General features: G+C 63.7%; 21 protein-coding genes. 10 read left to right on the top strand and 11 right to left on the bottom strand.

Features of this window, described 5'->3' with window-relative positions; all coding sequences use genetic code 11:
* Nucleotides 1–16: 16 nt before the first annotated feature.
* Nucleotides 17–1,246, top strand: a complete 1,230-nt coding sequence (locus VITFI_RS14195; RefSeq protein ID WP_089417528.1) for an acetyl-CoA C-acyltransferase — start codon at nucleotides 17–19, stop codon at nucleotides 1,244–1,246.
* 4 nt (nucleotides 1,247–1,250) lie between these two features.
* Here VITFI_RS14195 and ubiM read toward each other — a convergent pair whose 3' ends face one another.
* Nucleotides 1,251–2,486: a 5-demethoxyubiquinol-8 5-hydroxylase UbiM gene (gene ubiM, locus VITFI_RS14190; protein ID WP_198301499.1), complete on the bottom strand. Its 1,236-nt coding sequence runs from the start codon at nucleotides 2,484–2,486 to the stop codon at nucleotides 1,251–1,253.
* A gap of 123 nt (nucleotides 2,487–2,609) precedes the next feature.
* Between ubiM and VITFI_RS14185 the strand changes: the two genes are divergently transcribed.
* Complete coding sequence (locus tag VITFI_RS14185) at nucleotides 2,610–2,987, top strand: type II toxin-antitoxin system RelE/ParE family toxin (protein WP_089417526.1); 378 nt, start codon at nucleotides 2,610–2,612, stop codon at nucleotides 2,985–2,987.
* Nucleotides 2,988–3,030: 43 nt separating this feature from the next.
* Complete coding sequence (locus tag VITFI_RS14180; protein ID WP_089417525.1) at nucleotides 3,031–3,318, top strand: helix-turn-helix domain-containing protein; 288 nt, start codon at nucleotides 3,031–3,033, stop codon at nucleotides 3,316–3,318.
* A gap of 61 nt (nucleotides 3,319–3,379) precedes the next feature.
* Here the strand turns inward: VITFI_RS14180 and VITFI_RS14175 are convergent, their stop codons facing one another.
* On the bottom strand, nucleotides 3,380–4,480 hold the full coding sequence (locus VITFI_RS14175; RefSeq protein ID WP_198301498.1) for an oxidoreductase: 1,101 nt from the start codon (nucleotides 4,478–4,480) through the stop codon (nucleotides 3,380–3,382).
* Between the two features lie 76 nt (nucleotides 4,481–4,556).
* Between VITFI_RS14175 and VITFI_RS14170 the strand changes: the two genes are divergently transcribed.
* Complete coding sequence (locus VITFI_RS14170) at nucleotides 4,557–5,528, top strand: LysR family transcriptional regulator (protein WP_232476628.1); 972 nt, start codon at nucleotides 4,557–4,559, stop codon at nucleotides 5,526–5,528.
* Nucleotides 5,529–5,927: 399 nt separating this feature from the next.
* On the opposite strand, the gene VITFI_RS14160 is transcribed toward VITFI_RS14170, so the two are convergent.
* On the bottom strand, nucleotides 5,928–6,536 hold the full coding sequence (locus VITFI_RS14160; protein WP_089417521.1) for a nucleotidyltransferase family protein: 609 nt from the start codon (nucleotides 6,534–6,536) through the stop codon (nucleotides 5,928–5,930).
* Between the two features lie 52 nt (nucleotides 6,537–6,588).
* Here VITFI_RS14160 and VITFI_RS14155 point away from each other — a divergent pair, with 52 nt between their 5' ends.
* The 6 genes from VITFI_RS14155 to VITFI_RS14130 all read left to right on the top strand — a co-directional run bounded on the left by VITFI_RS14155 (nucleotide 6,589) and on the right by VITFI_RS14130 (nucleotide 15,999).
* Nucleotides 6,589–9,366, top strand: coding sequence for a type I restriction endonuclease subunit R (locus tag VITFI_RS14155; protein WP_089417520.1), 2,778 nt, complete (start codon nucleotides 6,589–6,591; stop codon nucleotides 9,364–9,366).
* An 86-nt stretch (nucleotides 9,367–9,452) separates the two neighbouring features.
* The gene (locus tag VITFI_RS14150) at nucleotides 9,453–9,890 is read left to right on the top strand and encodes an endonuclease domain-containing protein (RefSeq protein WP_089417519.1); all 438 of its coding nucleotides are present in this window, start codon (nucleotides 9,453–9,455) and stop codon (nucleotides 9,888–9,890) included.
* On the top strand, nucleotides 9,887–11,443 hold the full coding sequence (locus VITFI_RS14145; protein WP_198301497.1) for a restriction endonuclease subunit S: 1,557 nt from the start codon (nucleotides 9,887–9,889) through the stop codon (nucleotides 11,441–11,443). The genes VITFI_RS14150 and VITFI_RS14145 overlap by 4 nt, the downstream gene beginning before the upstream one ends.
* Before the next feature lie 16 nt (nucleotides 11,444–11,459).
* Nucleotides 11,460–12,566, top strand: a complete 1,107-nt coding sequence (locus VITFI_RS14140; RefSeq protein ID WP_089417517.1) for a PDDEXK nuclease domain-containing protein — start codon at nucleotides 11,460–11,462, stop codon at nucleotides 12,564–12,566.
* Entirely contained in the window at nucleotides 12,563–14,533 is a 1,971-nt protein-coding gene (locus VITFI_RS14135; protein WP_089417516.1) for an RNA-binding domain-containing protein, read from the top strand. Before VITFI_RS14140 ends, VITFI_RS14135 begins: the two co-directional genes overlap by 4 nt.
* The gene (locus tag VITFI_RS14130; protein ID WP_089417515.1) at nucleotides 14,530–15,999 is read left to right on the top strand and encodes a class I SAM-dependent DNA methyltransferase; all 1,470 of its coding nucleotides are present in this window, start codon (nucleotides 14,530–14,532) and stop codon (nucleotides 15,997–15,999) included. Before VITFI_RS14135 ends, VITFI_RS14130 begins: the two co-directional genes overlap by 4 nt.
* Before the next feature lie 24 nt (nucleotides 16,000–16,023).
* Here the strand turns inward: VITFI_RS14130 and VITFI_RS14125 are convergent, their stop codons facing one another.
* The 8 genes from VITFI_RS14125 to VITFI_RS14090 all read right to left on the bottom strand — a co-directional run bounded on the left by VITFI_RS14125 (nucleotide 16,024) and on the right by VITFI_RS14090 (nucleotide 23,153).
* The gene (locus VITFI_RS14125; RefSeq protein WP_089417514.1) at nucleotides 16,024–17,055 is read right to left on the bottom strand and encodes an XdhC family protein; all 1,032 of its coding nucleotides are present in this window, start codon (nucleotides 17,053–17,055) and stop codon (nucleotides 16,024–16,026) included.
* A 184-nt stretch (nucleotides 17,056–17,239) separates the two neighbouring features.
* Nucleotides 17,240–19,516: a xanthine dehydrogenase family protein molybdopterin-binding subunit gene (locus tag VITFI_RS14120; protein ID WP_089417513.1), complete on the bottom strand. Its 2,277-nt coding sequence runs from the start codon at nucleotides 19,514–19,516 to the stop codon at nucleotides 17,240–17,242.
* A gap of 14 nt (nucleotides 19,517–19,530) precedes the next feature.
* Complete coding sequence (locus tag VITFI_RS14115) at nucleotides 19,531–20,004, bottom strand: (2Fe-2S)-binding protein (protein ID WP_089417512.1); 474 nt, start codon at nucleotides 20,002–20,004, stop codon at nucleotides 19,531–19,533.
* A gap of 121 nt (nucleotides 20,005–20,125) precedes the next feature.
* On the bottom strand, nucleotides 20,126–21,187 hold the full coding sequence (locus VITFI_RS14110; RefSeq protein WP_089417511.1) for an NADH:ubiquinone reductase (Na(+)-transporting) subunit F: 1,062 nt from the start codon (nucleotides 21,185–21,187) through the stop codon (nucleotides 20,126–20,128).
* Entirely contained in the window at nucleotides 21,184–22,185 is a 1,002-nt protein-coding gene (locus VITFI_RS14105) for an aromatic/alkene monooxygenase hydroxylase subunit beta (RefSeq protein ID WP_089417510.1), read from the bottom strand. Before VITFI_RS14105 ends, VITFI_RS14110 begins: the two co-directional genes overlap by 4 nt.
* Before the next feature lie 16 nt (nucleotides 22,186–22,201).
* Nucleotides 22,202–22,516 carry an MmoB/DmpM family protein gene (locus tag VITFI_RS14100; RefSeq protein WP_089417509.1) on the bottom strand — a complete coding sequence of 105 codons (315 nt, stop codon included), beginning with the start codon at nucleotides 22,514–22,516 and terminating at the stop codon, nucleotides 22,202–22,204.
* Nucleotides 22,517–22,544: 28 nt separating this feature from the next.
* A complete protein-coding gene (locus VITFI_RS14095; protein WP_089417508.1) occupies nucleotides 22,545–22,880 on the bottom strand; it encodes a Rieske 2Fe-2S domain-containing protein in 336 nt (111 codons plus the stop codon).
* 12 nt (nucleotides 22,881–22,892) lie between these two features.
* Nucleotides 22,893–23,153, bottom strand: coding sequence for a toluene-4-monooxygenase system B family protein (locus VITFI_RS14090; RefSeq protein WP_089417507.1), 261 nt, complete (start codon nucleotides 23,151–23,153; stop codon nucleotides 22,893–22,895).
* Between the last annotated feature and the right edge of the window lie 5 nt (nucleotides 23,154–23,158).

The raw sequence follows: 23,158 nt of genomic DNA, 5'->3' as shown, positions 1-23,158 counted from the left end.
CGAAGGAAACGACACCATGAGTTCTGTTCTGCAAGACGCTTACATCGTCGCGGCCAGCCGCACGCCGGTGGGTAAATCGCACCGAGGGGTGTTTCGCCACACCCGGCCCGACGATTTGTTGGTGACGGCCATCCGCGCCGCCCTGGCCCAAGTGCCCCACCTTGACCCGCAGGCGATTGAGGATGCGGTGATCGGCTGCGCCATGCCCGAAGGCCCACAAGGGCTGAACGTGGCCCGTGTGGCGGCGCTGTTGGCGGGGTTGCCGAACAGCGTGGGCGGCATGACGGTGAATCGGTTTTGCGCGTCCGGGCTGTCGGCGATTCAGATCGCGGCGGATCGCATCCGCACCGGCGAGGCCGAGGTGTTGATTGCTGGCGGCGTCGAAAGCATGAGCTTGGTGCCGATGACGGGCGGCAACCCGAGTTTCAACCCGGCCCTGTTTGCCAACCCGGAACACCTGGGCATCGCCTACGGCATGGGCTTGACGGCGGAAAAAGTGGCGCAGCGCTGGCAGGTCAGCCGGGACGATCAAGATGCGTTCGCGCTGGCTTCGCACACCAAGGCGTTGGCGGCGCAGCGGGCGGGTGAGTTCGCGGCGGAAATCTGCCCGGTGGACGTCATCGAGCGCGTGCCGGATTTGGCGACGGGCACCGTGAACGTGACGCGCTGCACCGTCACCCAAGACGAAGGGCCGCGCCCGGACACCTCACTCGACGGCTTGGCGAAACTCAAACCCGCCTTCGCCGCCCCCCGCACGCCGGATGGCCGCCCGACCGGGTTGGGCAGCGTCACCGCTGGCAACAGCTCACAAACCAGCGACGGCGCAGCGTGCTTGGTGTTGGCCAGCGAGCGGGCGGTGCGGCAGTTTGATTTGCAACCGCTGGCGCGTTTTGTCGGTTTTGCCTGCCGAGGCGTGGCGCCGGAGGTGATGGGCATCGGCCCGGTGGAGGCGATTCCGGCGGTGTTGCGCCGCGCCGGTTTGTCGCTGGACGACCTGGGTTGGATCGAGCTGAACGAAGCGTTCGCCGCCCAAGCGTTGGCGGTGATGCGTTGTGTGGGGCTGAACCCGGAGCGCGTCAACCCGTTGGGCAGCGCGATTGCGCTCGGGCACCCGCTGGGCGCCACCGGGGCGATCCGCGCCACGACGTTGGTTCACGCCCTGCGCCGGCACCGCCTGCGCTACGGCATGGTGACGATGTGCGTCGGCACCGGGCAGGGTGCTGCGGGGGTGTTGGAGGCGCTGTGACGCCTCATGCCAGGGCGCTTTGTTTGCGCCCGGTGAGCTGCCGCGTGATGGCTTTCTTGAGTGGCGGCAAGTGGCTGGCCACGCGCAGCACCGCTTCGCGGGCCAGCCGGGCGGGCAGGGTTTCGGTGGTGAACAGTTTGACGATGGCGTTGGTGCCCAGGTAAATCGGCAGCGTCAGCCGTTCGTGCTCGCGGCTGTAGGCGGACAGGGCGCGGTCATCCCCCAAATCGCGCCCCAAGCGGCGGGCTTGGGCCAGCTCGCGCACCAGCGTTTCCACCCCGTACAGGCCGAAGTTGTAACCGTGTGCGGTCACCGGATGCATGCCCACGGCGGCATCGCCGATGAGCGCGAAGCGTTCGGCCCAAAACCGCTGCGCATACACCGCCACCAAGGGATACACATGGCGCGGCCCGGCCAAGGTCATGGCGCCGAGCCGGTGCTCGAAGGCTTGAGCGACTCCGTCGGCAAACGCGGTTTCGTCCAGCGCCATCAGGCGCGTGGCGCCTTCGGAATTCACCGTCCACACCGCTGAGGATTGCTGCCCCGCCATCGGCAAGATGGCCAGCGTGTGGCCGTTGAGGAAACATTCGTGGGCGGTGCCGTCATGCGGTTGAGCGTGGCTCATGCGGCAGACGATGGCGGTGCGGCCAAAGTCCAACATGCGCGCCCCGATGCCGGCCATGCGCCGCACGGTGGAAAACCGGCTGTCGGCGGCCACCAGCAGCGGTGCGCGCCAGGGGCTGCCGTCTTCCAGCCGAACGGTCATGCCCAGCGCGTCCCGGCTCAGGCTGGTGACACGGGCCTGCATGCGCAAATGCACCCGATCCTCGGACATGGCCACGCGGTAACACGCTGCTCGGATCAAGTGATTCGGCACCAACCATCCCAGGGCCTCGTAGCCGTCGTCCTGCGCTTCGAAGGGCAGCACCAGGGGCGAGTGGCCGTTGCGCACATGGGCCCGGCGCAGCGGCGCGATCTCATCGGCGGGGATGTGCTGCCAAATCCCCAATTGTTCGAGGATGCGGCGTGAGCGGTGCGTCAGGGCGATGTCCCGCCCATCTTCGGCGGGTTGAGCGATGGGGGCCAGCTCGGACTGTTCGAGCACCGTGCAGTGCAACCCCTCTCGCGCCAACGCCACCGACAGGGCCAGCCCCGCTGGGCCAGCGCCCACGATCAGCACATCGGTGGGTTCGGCGTCAGAAGCCAAGGTCAGGGCAGCGGGCATCGGCAGAGCATTCACGGGGGGCAGCATCCAGGCAAGGGGCCAGCCGTCCGGCCCAACCGCGCATCTTGAGGCCCTGTGTGCGTGGGGCTTTTGAGCTGGCTTAAGAGTGGAGTGGTGAGTCTGATACCATACGCTATCATGATGAGCTCAGCTTGGCGCACCACACCAACCTATGCATCTGCCTTCAGCAAGTATCTGAAGCGCCAAGATCGGGCGTTCCAAGCCACGGTCAGGGATGTGATTGAGGATGACATCCTGCCCAACCCACTGGTGGGTACGCAAAAGGCGGGTGATCTGTCTGATTTTTGGGTCTACAAATTTAAGCACAACAAGCAACAGTACCTGATTGCCTATCGTTTCCCAGACTACAAAAATCAAGCCATGGCCTTGCGCAAGCTGCTGAACACCAGCCCTGTGGTAGAGACCAGTCTGGAGATCATCAATATATCGGTGGCGTTTGAGCAACTGGGCAGCCACGAGAATTTCTATGATGAACTCAAGGTTCGTCAAAGATAATAAGCGATTTGAAATTCATGAGCCCACCGTTAAGGAGTATTAAATGAATTTGCAGGCGCTGTTAAATGAGTATAATTTACTGGATAAAAATACTCAAAAAGAGTTTCGTGCGCTGATTGAAAATCAGAATTTAACGCACGAGGAAGTGTTCGATCACTTGCGTGGCGCAGAATTTCATGTTCATGAGGCTTTGGCTTATCTGGGTGTTTCCGAAGCCACATTTCGGCGACTTGTCGCCAATGGCGAAATCAAAGCCTCATCCACCATTGGCCGCAGTCACTTGTATGCGTTGGACAGCCTCAAACGCCTGAAAAAAATCCGCAATGCTTGAGGCAGTAGCCTCTCAAGACGTGAGCTTCGCGGATTGAGAACAAAAACTGGTGGCCGCAGGTTCACATACTCAGCCGGGCCGCCACAGAGCATTCACCCCGCTCCCGTGCGCTTTGCGCCCCCAAGTCCAACAGCACTTGCACGCCCAGCGCTTCCTCAGCCGGCACGGGGTTGGGTGCCAAACCATGCAGCGCATCGCGCAGATTGGCATAAAACGCAGGGTAACGGCCCGGCTGGGTGGGCCAAGGTTGAACCTGGGGCGGGGCGTCGGGCGCATCCGGTTGCACGGTGGCCAGGGTGCCGGCTTGCGGATCGGCGCCCCAAGCCTCAAGCCCGGCGGGGTCGGGGCGTTGGCCGGCTTTGAGGGCGTCTTCTTGCGCATCCAGGCCGTGTTTCACCCAACTGCCCAGGGTGCCGTGCAGCGCAAAACGCGGGCCGGGCAGGGCGGCCAACATGCTGGCGTGCAGATCGACGCGCAACCCGTCGGCCCAGCGCAAGCGAGCGTGAAAACCATCGGGCGACTGGCCGCCCGTGCGCTGGGTGAGGACATCCGCTTGCAGCGCCACGGGCCAGCCAAACAACTGCACCGCTTGATCCAGCAAATGCGGCGCCAGATCGAACCAAATGCCCGCGCCGGGGCCGCTGCCCTCGCGCCAACGCTCGCGCACCGTCGGGCGGAAGCGGTCAAAGTGCAGTTGCGCGTGGGTGATGCGGCCCAGCCGGCCACTCGTCACCAGCGCTTGGGCGGTGAGAAAGTCCCCATCCCAGCGGCGGTTGTGGAACACGCTCAACAGTTGGCCGCGCTCGCGGGCCACGGCGACGAGGTGGCGCGCTTCGTCCGCATTCAACGTGAAAGGCTTGTCCACCACCACCGCGTGGCCGGCTTGCAGCGCGGCCAGGGCCAGCGGGTAATGGGTGTCGTTCGGGGTGGGGATCACCACCACATCCAGATCGGTGCGGGCGATGAGCGAGACCGGATCGGCATGTACCGCCACCGTTTCGCCCAAGTCAGCACGCACGCGCTCGGGCTGGCGGCTGCTCACCGCCACCAGTTGCAGGCCCGGTGTGCTGGTGATGAGCGGGCCGTGAAACACTTGGCTGGCGTAACCCCAGCCGATGAGGCCCACGCGCAGCGGGGCGGCGTTCAAAAGGGATGTGTTCATGGGCGGGGGAGTGTGCCGCCGTACCACGCCGTAACCCAGAGCCACACACCGAGATGCGGACAATGAGGACTTTCCGGTGTTTGCTTCCCTGCGTCACATGCCCATCAACGAACTGCGTGCCATCGCCACCTTTGCCAAAGCCGTCGAGTTGGGCAGCTTGCGTCGTGCGGCGCAGGCGCAGGGCATCAGCCCGCAGGCTGCCAGCCAGGCGGTGGCCCAACTGGAACAACACCTGGGCGTGCGCTTGCTGCACCGCACCACGCGCAGTTTGGCCCTCACCGACGAAGGCCAGCGCTTTTTGGACGCCACCCAGCCCGCGCTGGCCACGCTGGATCGGGCGTTGATGCATGCCCGGTCGGCGCAAGAGGAGGTGGTGGGGCCGTTGCGCATCGTTGGGCCGCGTTCGTGTTTCGCGCCGATCCTGATGCCCTTGCTGGACGAGTTTTGCCGCCAGCACCCCGACGTTCAGCCCGATGTGCGCTTGGATGACCGCATCGTCAACTGGGTGGCGGATCGGGTGGATGTGGGGTTTCGCATCGGGGCTTCGCCGGAGCCGGGGGTGATCGGGCGGCGGCTGTTTCCCATGCAGCTCATCGTGTGCGCGGCGCCGGCTTATTTGGAGCGCCACGGCGTGCCCACCTCGGTGGAGGCGCTGGCGGGGCATCGGTGCAGTGTGTTTTGCAACCCGCGCAACGGACAGCCCGTGCCGTGGTTTTTGAACTGCGACGGTGAGTTGGTGCATCACCCCGTACCGCCCAGCTTCGTCACCAACGATGCCGATTTGGAGTTGCGTGCCGTGCTGGCCGGCCAGGTGGTCGGCCAATTGGCCAACTTCACGGCGGCCCCTTATTTGCGCAGCGGGCAATTGGTGGCGCTGCTGCGGCCCCAGGTGAGCGAGCCCATGGGCCTGCACCTTTACTACGGCAACCGGACTTTGCCTCGGCGGGTGCGGGCGTTCATCGAATTGGCGGTGGCGCGCTTGCAGGACAGCCCGGCGTATGTCGTGAGTGCGGCGGAATTGCAGCAAATGGCGCAGTGGCCGCGCTGAAGAATCGCTTCAACTTTATTTTCTAGAAATCGATGAAATACAACTGCCCATTGTGCGCCGCTGATTTGAAGGGTGCCAGATTGCGTAAAGTGCCGCGACCAGGCGAGTTTCAATTCCTTGCGCTGCGATGGCACCTGGAATGCCCGCATTGTTTGGGTGAGCTGATGTTGCATCAACACCCTAGCGAGAATATAGTTTCGGATGAGTGGGGTATCTCGTATTTTTTGATTTGGTTTTTTATGTGGGTCATTACGCAGTGGATCACGGACACGAGGATTTACGAGGTGGCTCTGGTTTTCATCATTCTTTATTATTGCGTGAGGGTGCGTTACGGTGTGCCAAAAGACTGGCAACGTTATTCTGTCTGGCAAGAAAAGAAATTCAAAAAATAGAACAGAATCAACTGTTGCTCAGCCCCAACCGGGCCACATCCTCGGGCGTGTCCACATCGGTGATGTAAGCCGCATCGTTGAGCGCCAGCGGCTGCACTGCTTGCGGATGCGTAGCCAACCAAGCGCGCACGCCCCGCTCCACCGGCTGGGCCAGCACCCCCGCCACGGCCTCGCCTGAAAGCACCACCGGGTGGCCGCGCTGCCCATTCACCACCGGCATGAGGGCCTGGATGCCCGCCGCCCGCGCCTGCCAAGCCGCCAGCACCGGGCGCAGATGCTCGGCGTGCAGCAGCGGCAAATCGGCCAGCAACAACATCACATCGGGCGCAGCGCCGGAGGGGCGGGCGGTGTGTTCGGACAGCGCCAGGCGCTGCGAATCGATGAGGCTGGGCGCGGCCAGCGTGTGCAGCAGCGGCCAGGCGCCGCAGGCTTGCACCCGTGGCAGCAAGCGCTCACGGTAGGGGCCGAGCACCACACTCACCTCTGCCACGCCAGCGGCGCGCAGGGCGGCCACGCTGCGTTCCAACAACGTGCCGCCGGCGGGGTGGCGCAACGCGGCTTTGGGTTGGCCGCCCAGGCGGGTGCCCAGGCCAGCGGCCAGCAGGACGGCCCTCACGCAAAATCCGAGATCATCAGCATGGGTGAATTGTCACCCCAGGGAGATTGACGTGACGCCAGAGGCCCAAGCGCGCCAGCAGATTGACCACAAGCTCGAACAAGCGGGCTGGGTCATCCAAGACATGAAACAGCTCGACCTCTCGGTGGGGTTGGGCGTGGCGGTGCGCGAATACCCCACCGACACCGGCCCGGCGGATTACGTGTTGTTCGTGGATCGCGTGGCCTGCGGTGTCATTGAAGCGAAGAAGGATGCGGCCGGGGAAAACCTCACCGCCACCGAGCGCCAGACCGAGCGTTACGCCCATGCCACCCTCAAGTGGCGCCAAGACAGCCAGCCGCTGCGGTTTTTGTTCGAGGCCACCGGCCAGCTCGTGCGCTTCACGGATGGGGCCGACCCGGCGCCGCGCTCCCGCGAGCTGTTCCACTTTTTCAGGCCGCAGCAGTTGAAGGCGTGGCTGGCTGCACCCAACACCCTGCGCCGCCGCTTGGCCGAGCACATGCCCACCTTGCCGACGCTCAAGCTGCGCGATTGCCAGGTTCAGGCGGTGACGGGGCTGGAGCAGTCCCTCGCGCTGAACAAACCCCGCGCTTTGGTACACATGGCGACGGGGGCAGGCAAGACGTTCACGGCGATTACCTCGGTGTATCGGTTGCTGAAGTTTGGCGGCGCCAAGCGCATTTTGTTTTTGGTGGACACGCGCAACCTGGGCAAACAAGCGCACCAAGAATTCATGGCGTATTCCCCGCCGGACGATGGCCGCAAGTTCACCGAGCTGTACAACGTGCAGCGTTTGGCCTCGCCCAGCATCGACCCGCACGCGCAGGTGTGCATCAGCACCATCCAGCGCATGTATTCGGTGTTGAGCGGCGAGCCGATGGACGATGCGGCGGACGATATTTCCCTCAACGAGGTGCAGCAAACCCCCAGCCAGCAAAAGTGGGTGCGCTACAACCCGGCGGTGCCGGTGGAGACGTTTGACTTCATCGTCATTGATGAATGCCACCGCAGCATCTACAACCTGTGGAAACAGGTTCTGGATTATTTTGATGCCTACCTCATCGGCCTGACGGCCACGCCGGACAACCGCACTTACGGGTTTTTCAACCAAAATGTCGTAGCTGAATATGGTTACGAAGCATCGGTGGTGGACGGGGTGAATGTGGGTTATGACGTGTACGAAATTGTCACCGTCGTCACCCAAAAGGGCAGCGAGCTGAAGGCGCAGGAATGGGTGGATCACCGGGATCGGGCCACGCGCAAGAAGCGCTGGGCACAGACCGAGGAGGACACGCGCTATACCGGCAAGGAGCTGGATCGCTCGGTGGTGAACCCGAGCCAGATTCGGGCGGTGATTCGGGCGATGAAACAGGCGGTGGAAACGCAGATTTTCCCCACCCGCCAAGAAGTGCCTAAAACCCTTATCTTTGCCAAGACGGACAGCCATGCGGACGACATCATCCAGATCGTGCGTGATGAATATGGCCAGGGCAACGCCTTTTGCCGCAAGGTGACGTACAGCGAAAAAGATGCCGATGGGGTGTTGACGGATTTCCGAAACGAGTATCACCCGCGCATTGCGGTGACGGTGGACATGATTGCCACCGGCACCGATGTGAAACCGCTGGAGGTGCTGCTGTTCATGCGGGATGTGCGCAGCCGGGGTTATTACGAGCAAATGAAGGGCCGAGGCGTGCGCAGCTTGGATGCCGAGGGTTTGAAGCGCGTGAGCGGCAGCGCCGAGGGCGCCAAAACCCGTTTTGTGCTGATGGATGCGGTGGGCGTGGAAAAAAGCCTGAAGACCGACAGCCGCCCGTTGGAAAAGAAACCCCATGTGGCGCTGAAGGATTTACTTCAAGGGGTGGCGGTGGGCCACCGGGACGATGAAACGCTGCTTTCGCTGGGCAACCGGCTGGTGCGTTTGGCCAAGACGCTGGATGAGAAGGCGCAGGCGCGCATTGAAAAGCTGAGCGGCGGGGTGTCGGTGGCGGTGCTGGCCAAGGGGTTGATTACCGCACTGGATCCCGATGCGATCGTGCAAACCGCGTTGGCCACGGCGCAGGCGCAAGGGTTGGCGCGCACCGAGGAAACGCTGTTGCCCCAGGAATTGGCGGCGGCGCGGGCGCTGCGGGTGGCCGCTGCTTGCGCACCGCTGGACAACCCGGCGTTGCGGGATGCGCTGGAAAACGCCCGGCGTGAGCGCGAGCAGATCATTGACCACATCAACCAAGATGAGGTGGTGTTTGCGGGGTTTGGTGAGCAGGCCCAAGCGCAGGCCGTGACGGTGGTGCAGACGTTTGCTGAGTATGTGCAGCAGCACAAGGCGGAAATTGAGGCGCTGAGTTTTTTCTACCAGCAGCCTTACCAGCGCCGGGCGTTGGCGTTTGAAATGGTTGAAGAATTGCACGCGCATTTGAGCCGCCCGCCGTTGATGCTGACCACGGAGCGTTTGTGGAGTGCTTATGCGCGGGTGCAGGCTTCGGCGGTGAAGGGGGCGAATCGGCAACGCCAGCTCACGGATTTGGTGAGTTTGGTGCGGTTTGCGCTGGGGCTGGAGGCGGAGTTGCGGCCGTTTGCGGATGAGGTGGACAGGCGTTTTCAAGCCTGGGTGTTTCGGCACAATGCGCAGCGGGCCACGGCGTTTACGCCCGAGCAAATGGAATGGCTGCGGATGATGAAGAATCATATTGCCAGCAGTTGCAGCATTGGCCGGGACGATTTTGATTATGCGGAGTTGGCGGATAAGGGTGGGTTGCAAAAAGTGTGGCAACTGTTTGGCAAAGAGCTGGATGGGTTGATGGGTGAAATGAATTGGGAGTTGGTGGCGTGAGTGCATCGCCTGGGCTGTTGCTGGAACGTTGGGTGGGCGAGCGTGCGCGCGAGTTGCGGCGCGAACAGACGCCATAGGAGCAGCCGTTGTGGGCGTGTTTGCGGGCCAAACGGTTTGCGGGGCACAAGTTCCGGCGACAAACTCCGATTGGCCGATATATCGCGGATTTTGTTTGTTTGCGCGCTCGGCTCATTGTGGAATTGGATGGTGGGCAGCATCAGTCGCAGCGGGAACATGATGAGGTGCGTGATGAATGGTTACGTAGTCAGGGGTTTGAAGTGCTGAGGGTGTGGAATAGCGAATGGCAGGCGCAACCAGAAGCGGTGTTGGGTGCGAGTTGGGAGGTGCTGGAGCGTAGAGGGCAGGGGGTTCCCCTCTCCCACGAGGGGAGAGGGGCTTTGATGCCCGTCACCCGCCCTTCGCTCGGCCCCCCTCTCCCCTTGCGGGAGAGGGGCTGGGGGAGAGGGGAGAACTTGGCAAAAGGTGCGTTTATGCGTGAAATGAATTGGGAGTTAGTGGCGTGAGTGATGTTCCAAATGGTTGGATTGGTGTAAGCCTTGATGATGTTGCACGTATTATTCGTGGAGTTACTTACAAACGAGAGCAATCAACTGATGTTCCGAAGGAAGGTTTTGTGCCGGTGCTTAGGGCGACAAATGTTACTGGCGTGGCACTTACCTTCGATGAACTTGTCTATGTACCCGCTGAGAACGTTTCGACTGAACAGATATTGCGTCTTGGAGATGTGGTGATTGCGTCTTCCAGTGGAAGTAAGGAGATTGTTGGTAAGGCGGGTTCGTTTCTTGGTGGGGATTTCTATGGGTCATTTGGTGCCTTTTGCACAGGGATTCGCCCCTCGCTTTTCTTATCGCGTTCATATTTTCTTTATTACTTTCAAACGCCTTCGTATCGAAAGTCGGTTTCGGCGTTATCGGCAGGATCAAACATAAATAACCTGAAAACAGGTGATTTATCTTCGCAGATATTTCCGTTGCCGCCGGTGTCGGAACAAACCCGCATCGTCGCCAAACTTGAAGAGCTGCTGTCGGATTTGGATGCGGGGGTGGCGGAACTCAAGGCGGCGCAGAAAAAGCTCAAGCAATATCGGCAGTCGCTGCTGAAATCGGCGGTGGAAGGGGCATTGACGGCAGATTGGCGCCAGCAAAACCCACCCGCCGAAACCGGCGCCGCACTGCTGCAACGCATTTTGCAAGAGCGCCGCGCCCGTTGGGAAGCTAAACAATTAGCCAAGTTCAAAGAACAAGATAAAACCCCGCCCAAAGACTGGCAGAAAAAATACCCCGAGCCGGTGCAGCCGGATACCACAGGTTTGCCGGCGTTGCCGGAAGGGTGGGTGTGGGCTAGTTTAGATGCTCTGATTAGTGACGGCCCGCAAAACGGACTCTATCTCCCAAGCGATAAATACGGTTCGGGTACACCGATTCTTCGCATTGATGACTACCAAATTGGCTGGCATCGAAATAGATCTGCGTTAAATCTTGTGGATGCAGACGAGGCAATTTGCAAGACCTATTCTTTGGTGACTGGTGATCTGGTCATCAATCGGGTCAATAGCATGACGCATCTAGGAAAGTCGCTATTGATCGGATTTCAGCTTGAAGGTGTTTTGTTTGAGTCGAATATGATGAGAGCAACACTTTCGACCGCATTGTCCGGTGCTTTCATTGCGCACTACATTGGCTCTGGCATCGGTCGTAGCCGATTAATTAAAGGCGCAAAATGGGCGGTTAATCAGGCAAGTATCAATCAGCAAGATGTGCGCAGTACACCTGTACCATTACCGCCAACTTCGGAGCAATGCGAGATTGCGAGGGTTCTGGACGATCAGTTTTCGGCAGTGACGGATCAAGGTTCCGCCATCGATCGTGCCCTTCAACAATCCACCGCCCAACGCCAAAACATCCTGCGCGCTGCTTTTGCCGGGCAATTGGTGCCGCAAGACCCGAACGATGAGCCGGCCAGTGTGTTGCTGGAGCGGATTCGGGCCGAGCGGGCTGCGCAAGGAACCGCCAAACCGGCACGCGGACGCAAACCCAAGGTGCAGCCCAATGCGTGACGATCCCCCAAAACCGATGACAAACAACCCGTTGCCGCCCACCGACTACGCCCACCTGTTGGCTGAAGTGCGCCAGCACATCCAGCACGCTCAGACCCGCGCGGTGCTGGCCGTCAACGCTGAAATGGTGCGGCTTTACTGGCAAGTCGGCCAACTGCTGCACGCCCGCCAAGCCCAGCAAGGCTGGGGCGCAGCCGTGATTCCCCGGCTGGCGCAGGACTTGACCAACGCCTTGCCCGAGTTGAAAGGCTTTTCCAGCCGCAATCTGGATCGCATGGTGGCTTTTGCCCGCGCTTACCCCGAGCCTGCCGACTTTTCGCCACAGGCTGTGGCGAAAACGCCCCCACCCACTGCCAGGGCTCCCGCCAGCCTGCTCTGGCAGGTGCCCTGGGGGCATCACGCCTTGCTGCTGCAAACAGAGAAAGACCCGACGGTGCGCCGCTGGTACATGGAACAAGCGGTGGCCCAAGGCTGGAGCCGCAGCACGCTGCAAACGCAGATCGCCCAAGCTGCCCACACCGGCCAGGGCGCGTTGGTGAACAACTTTGCCCAGCGCCTGCCCGCGTCCCAATCGGAGCTGGTGCGCCAGGCGCTCAAAGACCCCTACGTCTTCGACTTCCTCACCCTCGAAACCCATTTCCATGAGCGTGAGTTGGAAACCGCTCTCATCGGCCACCTGGAAAAATTCCTGCTCGAACTCGGCCAGGGCTTCGCCTTTGTGGGCCGGCAGTACCCGTTGACCCTGGGTGAGCACGAGTTCTTCCTCGATCTGCTGTTCTATCACCTCAAACTGCGCGCTTTTGTGGTGATTGAACTCAAACGGGGTGACTTCAAACCCGAATACGCCGGCAAGCTCAACTTCTATTGCAACATCGTGGACGACACCCTGCGCCACGCCCAGGATGCCCCCACCATCGGCCTGCTGCTGTGCCAGAACAAAGACAGCGTGTTGGCCGAATACGCCTTGCGTGGCATCGACAAGCCCATCGGCATTGCCAGCTACGAGCTGACCCGCCACCTGCCCAGCACCTTGCAAAGCGTGCTGCCCAGCATCGAAACCCTGGAGGCCGAGCTGGCAGCCCGGCCCGCTGTGCCGCCATCTTCTGACCCCTCGACCTCATGAACACCCCCAGCGAAGAACTGGACTTGCTCACCCTGGCCGAGTCGGTCGAGCTGGAGTGCAAGGCCGCACAAGGGCGCGACGGGCGCGGTGAGCTGCCCGACGACTTTTGGAAAAGCTACAGCGCCATGGCCAACACCGAAGGCGGCTTCATCCTGCTGGGCGTGCAGGAAAAACCACGCGGCCAGTTCCGGGCACTCGGGCTGGCCGACCCCGAGCGCGTGCGCAAAGCCCTGTGGGACAACCTCCACAACCGCAAACAAATCAGCCTCAACCTGTTGAGTGATGCCGATGTGGCCCCCGTCACCATCGACGGGCGCACCGTGCTGCGCATCCGTGTGCCCCGCGCCACCCGGCAGCAACGCCCCATCCACCTCGGCAGCAACCCCCTGGGCGGCACCTACCTGCGCCGCCACGAAGGCGATTACCCCGCCGACGATGAAGCCGTGCGCCGCCTGCTGGCCGAACGGGTGGAGGACTCACGCGATGAGCGCGTGCTCCAAGGCTTTGACTTTGGCGATCTGGACATGGACACCGTGGCGGCTTACCGCAATCGCTTTGCCGCCGTCAAAGCCGGCCATGTTTGGTCAGACTTGCCGTTGCCTGAGTTTTTGGAGCGCATCGGCGCTTTTGGCAAGAACCGCGAAACCGGCCAGCGCGGCCTGCGTCTGGCGGGCTTGCTGATGTTTGGCCGCGCCGAAGTCATCCGCGATGAACTGCCGCACTACATGGTCGACTACCAAGAGCGGCCAGAAGCCAAAGCCGAGCGCCGCTGGATTGACCGGCTGGTGCCCGATGGCACTTGGTCAGGCAACGTGTATGACTTCTTCCGCAAGGTGTACCCCAAGCTCACCGCCGATCTCAAAGTGCCTTTCCAGGTGCAAGACGGCCAGCGCGTCGAAGACACCCCCGTGCACGAAGCCCTGCGCGAAGCCTTGGCCAACACGCTGATCCACGCCGACTACTCCGGGCGGGTTTCTGTGCTGGTGGTGAAGCGGCCGGACATGTTCGGTTTTCGCAACCCCGGCCACATGCGCATTGCGCCGGCCCTGGCCATTCAGGGCGGCAACAGCGATTGCCGCAACCGCCGTTTGCAAACCATGTTTCAACTGGTGGGCTACGGTGACCACGCCGGCTCGGGCCTGCCCAAGATTTACAGCAACTGGGCCGGCCAACACTGGCGCGCGCCGCTCTTGACCGAGGCTGAACCCGAGCAAACGCTGATGCAGTTGCGCATGAGCAGCCTGGTGCCCGAACACGCCGTGCAGGCCTTGACGGCGCGGCTGGGCGAGCGCTTCACGGCGCTGCCAGAAATCCCGCGACTGGCGCTCATCACCGCTCAGGTGGAAGGGCTGGTGAGCCACGAGCGGCTCAAGCACATCACCATCGCGCACTCGGCCGACCTCACCAAAATGCTGGGTGCGCTGGTGCGCGACGGCTTGTTGCTCTCCGAGGGCGCCGGACGTGGCACGCTGTACCGCTTGCCTTGGCAGCGCATTCAAGTGCCCTCGGTGTTGTTTGAAGATGAGCGGGGGGCGGGGCAACCACCGGAGCGGCCCGGCCAACCTCCAGAGCAGGGCGCCAAACCTCCAGAGCAACGCGCCAAACCTCTAGAGCTGGAAGCCAAACCTCTAGAGCAGCCGGGTTCGGCGCTCTACCTTCATTGGGCAGAGGTGCCCACTGCGTTGCAAGCGCAGCTCTTGGCCTGGGCTGCGCCCGTTCGTGAGGCCGGCAAAGTGCGCCAAGAAATCACCCAAGCCACGGTGATGCACCTGTGTACGGGGCGCTATCTGGGCCGGCAGGTGCTGGCGCATCTGCTCAACCGCCATGCCGATGACTTGTGGCGGCGCTTCCTCAACCCCATGGTGGCGCAAGGCCAGTTGAAACCCGCTTTTCCCGCCCCTCGTGACCCGCGCCAGGCCTACACCGCCGCTACAAGTGGCCCTCTTTCTGACCCCTCGACCCCATGAACGCCTCTTCCCTCGTCCAAAAAGTCTGGAACTTCTGCCACACCTTGCGCGATGACGGCGTGGGCTACGGTGACTACCTCGAACAGCTCACCTACTTGCTGTTCCTCAAGCTGGCGCACGAGTACGCGCAAGAGCCCTACAACCGCCAAACCCACATCCCCGCCGGGCACGATTGGGCCAGCCTGCGCAGCAAAACCGGCGAGCCACTCGAAGCCCACTACCTGGCCACCCTGCACAAACTGGGCAGCGCCCCGGGCATGCTGGGCGCCATCTTCTTCAAGGCGCAAAACAAGATCCAAGACCCGGCCAAACTCAGCCGCTTGGTGCAGATGATCGACGCCGAAAACTGGATCAGCCTGGACGCCGACACCAAGGGCGATCTGTACGAAGGCCTGCTGCAAAAGAACGCCGAAGACACCAAGAGCGGCGCCGGCCAGTACTTCACGCCGCGTGTGCTCATCGATGCCATCGTGGCCTGCGTGCGCCCCGAGTCCATGAAAACCATCGCCGACCCGGCCTGTGGCACCGGCGGCTTTTTCCTCGGCGCCTACCAGTGGTTGACCCGCCCCGGCGCGCAGCTCAACCCACGCCAAAAAGCCTTCTTGCGCAACCAGACCTTTTGGGGCAACGAGATCGTGCCGGGCACCCGGCGCATGTGCTTGATGAACCTGTTCCTGCACAACATTGGCGAGCTGGACGGGGAGCCTTCGGTGGATCGCTCCGATGCGCTGATTGCTGAACCCACGCGCAAGGTGGATTACGTGCTGGCCAACCCGCCCTTCGGCAAGAAGAGCAGCATGACCATCACCAACGAGGAAGGCGAAGAAGACAAAGACGCGCTGACCTACGAGCGCCAAGACTTTTGGGAAACCACCTCGAACAAACAGCTCAACTTCCTGCAACACATCGTCAGCCTGCTGAAGGTGGACGGCCAAGCCGCCGTGGTGCTGCCGGACAACGTGCTGTTCGAGGGCGGTGCGGGCGAGAAAATCCGCCGCAAGCTGCTGGAAACTTGTGACGTTCACACCATCTTGCGCCTGCCCACGGGCATTTTTTACGCCCAAGGGGTGAAGGCCAACGTGGTGTTCTTCGACAACGCGCCCAAGGATGGCCGCATCCACACCCGAGGCGTGTGGTTCTACGACCTGCGCACCAACCAGCACTTCACCCTCAAAACCCGCCCGCTCAAGGCCGAGGATTTGCAGGATTTCATCCGCTGCTACAACCCCGCCGACCGCCACCTGCGCATGGCCACCGAGCGCTTCAAGTTCTTCAGCTACGAGGACTTGGTGGCGCGTGACAAAGCCAGCTTGGATCTGTTCTGGCTGAAGGACAACACCCTGGACAACCTCGACGACCTGCCCCCGCCCGACGTGTTGCAGCAAGAAATCATCGAGCACCTGGAAGCGGCGCTGGCGGCGTTTCGGGACGTGGCGGCGGGCCTGCCCAAAAGCGTGGCGGCGTGAGGGAACGCTGCGCCGCGTGGGCGTTCACGCGCAAGTGAGCGCTTCCCGCATCGCCTTGGCCGTCGCCACGCTGGCTTGATCCGAGAGCGTCACCCCGTTCTTGGCCGCCACCACTTCCGCCAGGATGGACAGCGCAATCTCCGCCGGCGTTTTGCTGCCGATGAACAGCCCCGCCGGGCCGCGCAGCCGCGCCAGCGCGGTGTCCGGCACATCGAAGTGTTCGCGCAGCCGCGCCCGGCGCTGCTCGCTGTTGCGCCGCGAGCCAATGGCGCCGACGTAAAACGCCGGGGTGGCCAAGGCGTCCATCAGCGCCAAGTCGTCCAACTTCGGGTCGTGGGTGAGGGCGATGACGGCGGTGCGCGCATCGGGTTGCAGGCGTTGCACACAGTCGTCCGGCATCTCGCGGGTGAGGGTGACGCCGGGCAGCTCGCCGCCGAACGCCCAGCCCTGGGCCTGTTCCTCGCGGGGGTCACACACGATCAGTTCGAAACCCAGCCCGAGCGCCATCTCACACACAAAGCGCGAAAGATCGCCCGCCCCGATGACGATCAGCCGCACCGGCGGGCCAAAGGGCGTGAGCAGGCGCTCGCCGACGATGCCCGGTTCATCCTGCGGCGTGGCGGGGCGCAGGGTGACGGCGCCGCTGTGGAGATCCAGCTCGCGGCACAGCGCTTGGCGTTGCTGGCGGGCGGCCAGCAACTCGGCCAGTCGGCTGTGCGCGCCCAGCGGCTCTAGCACCAGTTCGACCGTGCCGCCGCAGGGCAGCCCAAAGCGCCGCGCTTGTTCGGCGGAGACGCCGTAGCGCAGCACGGCTGGGCGCCCCCTCGCGCACACCGCTTCGATGCCTTCGGCGTGGATGCGGGCGATCAAGTCATCCTCGATGCACCCCCCCGACACCGAGCCGACCACCCAACCTTGCCCCTGGATCGCCATGAGCGAGCCGGGCGGGCGAGGCGAGGAGCCCCAGGTGCGGGCCACCGTCACCAGCACGGCGGGCTGGCCGGCTTGTTGCCAGGTGAGGGCGGCGCGCAGGACGCGGGTGTCGAGGTCTTCCATAGGGCGGGAGGGCTTTCGGGGATGGGGCGGCCCCCTCTCCCCAACCCCTCTCCCACGATGGGAGAGGGGCTTTGCTGCGGGCCAAGGGCTAGGGGGCTTGATGGGGGACGGTAACGCGGGGGCGCATTTCTCCCTCTCCCCTCGTGGGAGAGGGCCGGGGAGAGGGGGGCACCCCTCCCACCCCTCACCCCAACTTAAACGGCAACTGCCGCACCGCCTTGCCCGTCAGCTTGGCCAGCGCATTGGCAAACGCTGGCGCCAGCGGGGGCAAACCCGGCTCGCCCATGCCGGTGGGCGCGTCGGCGCTGGGCACGATGTGGACGGCGATTTGCGGCATGTCCCCGATGCGCGGCACGGCGTAATCACCGAAGTTGCTCTGCTCCACCACGCCGTCTTTCAGTGTGATGGCTGCGCCCGGCAAACACATCCCCAGCCCCATCAGCGCCGCGCCCTGCACCTGCGCTTCGATGGTGCGCGGGTTCACCGCCAAGTTGCAATGCACCCCCGCCGTGACGCGGTGCAGCACCGGCGTGCCCTTTTTCACCGAAGCCTCCACCACATAAGCCACCACGGTTTCGAACGACTCATGCACCGCCACGCCCCAAGCGTGCCCCGCCGGCAAACGCTTCTTACCGTAGCCGCTTTGGGCCACGGCCAGCTCCAGCGCGGCGCGGTGGCGCGGGTGCTTCTCCCCGAACTGCTTCAGGCGCCAGGCCACCGGGTCGGTTTTGGCGGCGCGGGCGATTTCATCCACCAGCGTTTCCATGACGAAAGCGGTGTGCGTGCTGCCCACACTGCGCCACCACAACACCGGCACGTTCACCTTGGGGTGATGCACCGTCAGGCGCATGGGCAGGGCGTAGGGGTCGCGCATACCCTCGACGGCGGTGGCGTCGATGCCATCTTTCACCATGAAGCCCTCGAAGAAGGTGCCGGTGAGGATGGATTGGCCGACGATGGTGTGATCCCATGCCAGCACCTCGCCCCGGGCGTCCAACCCGATGCGGGCGCGGTGCAAGTGCATCGGGCGGTAGTAGCCACCTCGGATGTCGTCCTCACGGCTCCACACCATGCGAACGGGCACGTTCAGACCGGCAGCACGCGCCGCTTTGGCGACTTGGCAGGCTTGCACCACATAGTCACTGCTGGGCACGGCGCGGCGGCCAAACCCCCCGCCGGCCATCTGCACATGCATCTGGATTTGCTCGGGTTTGAGGCCCAGCGTTTGGGCGGCGGCCATGGCATCGGTGCCCGGAAACTGCGAGCCGACCCACAGTTGCGCCCCTTGTTCACCCAACAATACCGTGCAGTTGAGCGGCTCCATCGGCGCGTGCGCCAGGTAGGGGAAGGTGAATTCCGCTTCGATGTACTTGGCCGCTTGGGCCAGCGGCGCCATGTCCGCCTCGAACTTGCGTGGCCCCGGTTGTTGCGCCAGCGCCCGGTATTGGGCGAGCTGGCGCTGGCTGTCCACCTTTTCCACGTTGGCGGTGTCCCAGGTGGCTTGCAGGGCGTCGCGGCCTTTCTTGGCCTGCCAGTAGCCTTCGGCGATCACCGCCACGGCCTCGCCGCCACGATCCCCCGGAATGCGCAGCACCGCCCGCACACCCTTGACGGCCCGCGCCGCCGCATCGTCCAGCGTCTTCAGCCGGGCGCCGAACACGGGCGGATGCGCCACCACGGCGGTGAGCTGGCCAGGTTGCCGCACATCGATGCCGAAGCTCTGGCGGCCACTGCTTTTGGCCTTGGCATCGAGCCGGTCGGTGGGGCGACCGATGAGGCGGAAATCCTTCGGGTCTTTGAGGGCCACTTGCGCCGGAACCGGTTGCGCCATCGCCGCCTGGGCCAGCGCACCGTAACCGAGCTTGCGACCGTCCGGTGCGATGACTTCGCCGGCCTGCGTGCGCAAGCTGGCGGCGCTCACATTCCACTGCTGCGCCGCAGCGGCCAGCAGCATGGCGCGGGTGCGTGCTCCCAGCTCGCGGTATTGGCTGAAGCTGTGTTTGATGGAGTTGGAGCCCCCGGTGAGATGCAGCCCGAAGCGCGGATCAGCGTAAGCCGGAGCGCTGTTGCCGTGGCGGGCGCTGACCTTGGCCCAATCGGCGTCCAGCTCTTCGGCCAGGATCAGCGGCAGCGCCGTCATCACCCCTTGGCCAAACTCCAGCCGGTTGACGGTGACGATGATTTCACCCGCCGGCGTGATCTCCACAAACGCCGAGGGCTGTTCGGTGGGTTTGAGGCCGGCAGCGGGGGCGTTGGCGGCGTGAGCGTCGGTGTTGAACAGCCCGAGCGCCAAGCCGCCGCTGCTGGCGGCCCCGACGCCCATCAGTTTCAGAAAGCTGCGGCGCGGCACGGCGGTGGCGGCGGGGGCTGCGTCGTCACGCGCCAGCATGTGTTGCAGGCCGCGTGGCAGTTCGGCGCGCAGGCGTTGGAAATCGGCGTCGTTCAAGTGAGTGGTCAACATGAGCGGCTCCTTCTTCAGGCGAGGGTTTTGGCGGCGTCGGCCACCGCAGCGCGGATGCGGGCATAGGTGCCGCAGCGGCAGATGTTGCCGCTCATGGCCGCGTCGATCTCGGCGGCACTGGGCTGTTTGCCTGGGGGCAGGGATTTCAAAAACGCCGTGGCCGTCATGATCTGGCCGCTTTGGCAGTAGCCGCACTGGGCCACATCGTGTTTCACCCAGGCGGCGTGGACAGCGGCGCCGACCTTGTCGCCGCCGTCGGTGGCGGCTTCCACGGTGGTGATGCGCTTGCCATCCGCCGCTGACACCGGCGTGATGCAGGAGCGGATGGCCTGCCCATCCAGATGCACCGTGCAGGCGCCGCACAAGCCGGCGCCGCAGCCGAATTTGGTGCCGGTGAGGCCCAGCGCGTCGCGCAGCGCCCAGAGGACGGGGGTATCGGGCTCCACGTCCACCGTGTGCGGGCGGCCGTTGACGTTGAGGGTGCTCATGGATGCGGCTCCACTTCGTGAAAGGAATGGAGCCGGAATCTAGAGGCGCTCGCCAGGGGTGGCTAGTGGGGATTGCCTTGCTTGAGTATCAAGTTCAACTTGCCAATCGAAGGGGGATGGGTCAGATGAACCGATCAAAGTGAATCTGCTCGAACGGCACCCGATGTCGCAGCATCAGCATCTCTTGCACGGCTTCCACCATGCGCGGCGGGCCGGCAAAGTAGAAATCGTGCGCGGCCAGGGGTTGCGCCAAGGTGCGCTCGGCTTCTTCATGCACGAACCCGGTCGGCCCCACCCACGGCGCTTCGGCTGACGGGCTGGAGAGCACCGTGTGCAGCCGCAGCCGCGCCGGATCCAGCCCATCCAGCTCTTTGACCGCGCTCAGTTCGGCTTGCGTGCGCAGCCCCAGGAAGAAATGCACCCGCCGCGTGCCCGGTTCGGCCAACACCCCCCGCGCCACGGAAAGCATCGGCCCCAGCCCCGAACCGCCGGCGATGCACACCACATCCCGCGTGCCGGGTTGCAGATGGCCGTGGCCATAAGGCCCGTCGATGGGGAGCTGTGCGCCCGGCGTCAGCCCGAACAGCAGCCCGCTGCCCACGCCGCCCGGCACTTGGCGGATGACGAAGCGCCAAACCGTTGGGTTGCTGCCGCGTTCGCTTGGCACATTCGCCATCGAATAAGCGCGGGGTGAGCCCAGCTCTGGCGGGTAGAGCAGCGCGTACTGGCCGGCGATGAACTCGCCCGCGTCGCCCTCGGGGAGTTGGAAGCAGAACTCGTCCATGTCCGGCGTCACCGGTCGGCGGGCCAGCAGCGTGGCCATGCGCCGCACTGGGGGCCGTGAGGCCATCGCCCCGGCAGCAGGTGGATCGAGCCGCACCTTCACCCGGCAATCCCCCCCTGGGCGGGATTGGCAGGCCAGGCGCTTGCCGCGCTTGCGCTCACGCTCCGAGAGGCCGGGCGCGGCTTCCCACAGCGTTTGCATCAGCCCGTCCAGCACGTCGAAGCGGCAGGCGCCGCAACCGCCGACGCTGCACTCATACGGCCACGGCACCCCGGCGCGCAGGGCGCCGCGCAGCAGCGTGTCCTCGTCGGCGGCGAGGGTGAATTCGGCCCCGCCTTCGATCTGGATGCGCCACGGCGCGGGCGTTGTGGTTGGGTTCACGTCGCCCGCAGCGCTCATGCCAGCAACCCGGCGCGGAATTGCGCAGTGGCCGCCTGAGCGCGCTCGGCGATGTCGGCGCCATCCGGCAGCGCTTGGGCGTAAGCGGCGATGGCAGCGTCGGCCAACGGCGCCCACTTCGCCAACCAGCCGGCCAGCACCTCGCGGTTGCCCTCGGTTTGCAGCGCCATGCGCACCAAGGCGCTGGCCCAGCGGCGGTGGCGTTGGGCGTCTTGCAACTGCGCGTCGGTGAGCAGGCCCAGCAGCGTGTCGCCGTTGTGGCGGGCGGCTTCACCCAGGCCGCGCAGCACGGTTTCTTCCACGGCGGGGCGAATCACCAAGCTGAAGGCGGCAAAGCTCTCCGCCCAATCCCAGGCCACCAGGGCTTGTTCCACCAGCTTGCGCCAGCCTTGCCAGGCCGTGTCGTGCTCCCAGCGGTTGCGTTCGTCGGTGCCGAAGGGCAAGTCGGTGAAGGTTTTGCTGAGTTCGCGGGTGCGGTAGGCGGTGTGAGTGAGCCAGCGCAGCGAATCGGCGGTTTGGTAGGTGGCGCAGTTGCTGATGGTGGAAGCCGGCGCCATCTGCGACAGGTAAGCCGACGCCATTTGCAGCGTGTGGAACAGGTAACGCGACGGGCTGTAAACGCGGGCCAGGGTGCGTGCCCAGGTCGGCTCCAACATGGCATCGTGGCCACGCGCCGAGAACTGGTCGAACAGGCCCATCACGTAGGTTTCCTGCCCATCCTGCTGGATGTTGTAGGTGCGATAAACGATCTCGTCCGGGTCACGGAAGGCGTTCCAGTCCGCATGCTTCAGCGGCGAGGCGTTGCGGTGCTGCTTGAACCACTGCGCCATCGCGAAGTTCGGATCCAGCTCGAACGGCGCATCCGGGTTGTCGGTGGAAAAGTGCAGGTTGGTGGAGACGATCTCGTACTCGCTGGGCTTGCGGCGGCGGCCAGCGAGGTGGCTCCAGGTCTTGAGCGGCTTGAGGACTTCAGGCGCGGGTGCGGGTTGCTGCGACATGGCGTGCGTCTCCAACTCAGAGGGTTTTTTCGTAATAGAAGCGAACATGGTCGTCCGCCGTTTGGATGCGGCCAGCGAATGAACCCAGCTCCACCTCCAGCTCACTCATCTTGAACGGGCGGCCCAGGGCGCGCTCCAGCGTCTCGCGGCGCAGGATCAGCTCGCCTTCGCAGTCGATGCGCACATACGCCACCTTGTCATCGACACGGATGGTTTTGTCGGGGTTGTCTTCTTCCGCCGCTTCGATCACCGCTGAGGTGATCGGGCTGGCGCGCAGCACGGGGCCCACGCGGTTGTTGCGGTAGCCGTCGGCTGTTTTGGGGGTGCTCATGGGGAATCCTTCGGAAAGCGTGAAACGTTCAGGTGTGGGCAAACAGCGGTTGCACGCCGTCCACCTGGATCAGCACGTCCTCGCCTTCCACCTTCACGGGGTATTGCGCCAGGCGGCAGTCGCCGGGGTTGATGCCTTGGCCGGTGCGGGCGTCAAACGTCCACTGGTGGGCGCGGCACATCAGCGTTTTGCCGTCAAACTTGCCTTCGCACATGGGGATGTCCTGGTGCGGGCAGATGCCTTGGAAGGCGCGAATCTCGCCCCCATCCAAGCCCACCAGCACGATGACGTGCTGGCCCACCTCCACCTCACTCATCTCACCTTCCCACACGTCGTCCAGGGTGCAGACTTTTTCAAACGTCATCGCATCACCCCGTCAAGCGTCACAGAAGATGAATTCGAGCGACTCCATTGGCTGGATGTCGGTCTCGCACAGCTTGGCGCTGCGCGGGAAAAACTCCGCCGCGCCTTGGCGACGCACACGAATCACCTTGTCCGGCTGCGGACGTACGCGCCGGCCCACCGAATGGTGCGCGGCAGCGGCGGCGACTTCGTCCATCGTGTGCTCGGTGTCCACCGGCAGGAGTTGCAGCACGAAGTCATGCTGGAAGTTGGAAATCACGGGAAACAGGGCCATGTTTT

It is taken from the genome of Vitreoscilla filiformis (genome assembly GCF_002222655.1).
Lineage (GTDB): Bacteria > Pseudomonadota > Gammaproteobacteria > Burkholderiales > Burkholderiaceae_C > Ideonella > Ideonella filiformis.
The sequence above is the reverse complement of the archived record's forward strand: the minus strand, read 5'-3'. Positions and strand labels throughout refer to the sequence as shown.

What these genes read in the sequence shown, in the direction of transcription:
- VITFI_RS14130 (WP_089417515.1), top strand. Translation starts at nt 14,530, where the DNA reads ATGAACGCCTCTTCCCTCGTCCAAAAAGTCTGGAACTTCTGCCACACC.
- VITFI_RS14105 (WP_089417510.1), bottom strand. Translation starts at nt 22,185, where the DNA reads ATGTCGCAGCAACCCGCACCCGCGCCTGAAGTCCTCAAGCCGCTCAAG.
- VITFI_RS14195 (WP_089417528.1), top strand. Translation starts at nt 17, where the DNA reads ATGAGTTCTGTTCTGCAAGACGCTTACATCGTCGCGGCCAGCCGCACG.
- VITFI_RS14120 (WP_089417513.1), bottom strand. Translation starts at nt 19,516, where the DNA reads ATGTTGACCACTCACTTGAACGACGCCGATTTCCAACGCCTGCGCGCC.
- VITFI_RS14095 (WP_089417508.1), bottom strand. Translation starts at nt 22,880, where the DNA reads ATGACGTTTGAAAAAGTCTGCACCCTGGACGACGTGTGGGAAGGTGAG.
- VITFI_RS14090 (WP_089417507.1), bottom strand. Translation starts at nt 23,153, where the DNA reads ATGGCCCTGTTTCCCGTGATTTCCAACTTCCAGCATGACTTCGTGCTG.
- VITFI_RS14115 (WP_089417512.1), bottom strand. Translation starts at nt 20,004, where the DNA reads ATGAGCACCCTCAACGTCAACGGCCGCCCGCACACGGTGGACGTGGAG.
- VITFI_RS14135 (WP_089417516.1), top strand. Translation starts at nt 12,563, where the DNA reads ATGAACACCCCCAGCGAAGAACTGGACTTGCTCACCCTGGCCGAGTCG.
- VITFI_RS14140 (WP_089417517.1), top strand. Translation starts at nt 11,460, where the DNA reads ATGACAAACAACCCGTTGCCGCCCACCGACTACGCCCACCTGTTGGCT.
- VITFI_RS14110 (WP_089417511.1), bottom strand. Translation starts at nt 21,187, where the DNA reads ATGAGCGCTGCGGGCGACGTGAACCCAACCACAACGCCCGCGCCGTGG.
- VITFI_RS14125 (WP_089417514.1), bottom strand. Translation starts at nt 17,055, where the DNA reads ATGGAAGACCTCGACACCCGCGTCCTGCGCGCCGCCCTCACCTGGCAA.
- VITFI_RS14180 (WP_089417525.1), top strand. Translation starts at nt 3,031, where the DNA reads ATGAATTTGCAGGCGCTGTTAAATGAGTATAATTTACTGGATAAAAAT.
- VITFI_RS14185 (WP_089417526.1), top strand. Translation starts at nt 2,610, where the DNA reads ATGATGAGCTCAGCTTGGCGCACCACACCAACCTATGCATCTGCCTTC.
- VITFI_RS14100 (WP_089417509.1), bottom strand. Translation starts at nt 22,516, where the DNA reads ATGAGCACCCCCAAAACAGCCGACGGCTACCGCAACAACCGCGTGGGC.
- VITFI_RS14175 (WP_198301498.1), bottom strand. Translation starts at nt 4,480, where the DNA reads ATGAACACATCCCTTTTGAACGCCGCCCCGCTGCGCGTGGGCCTCATC.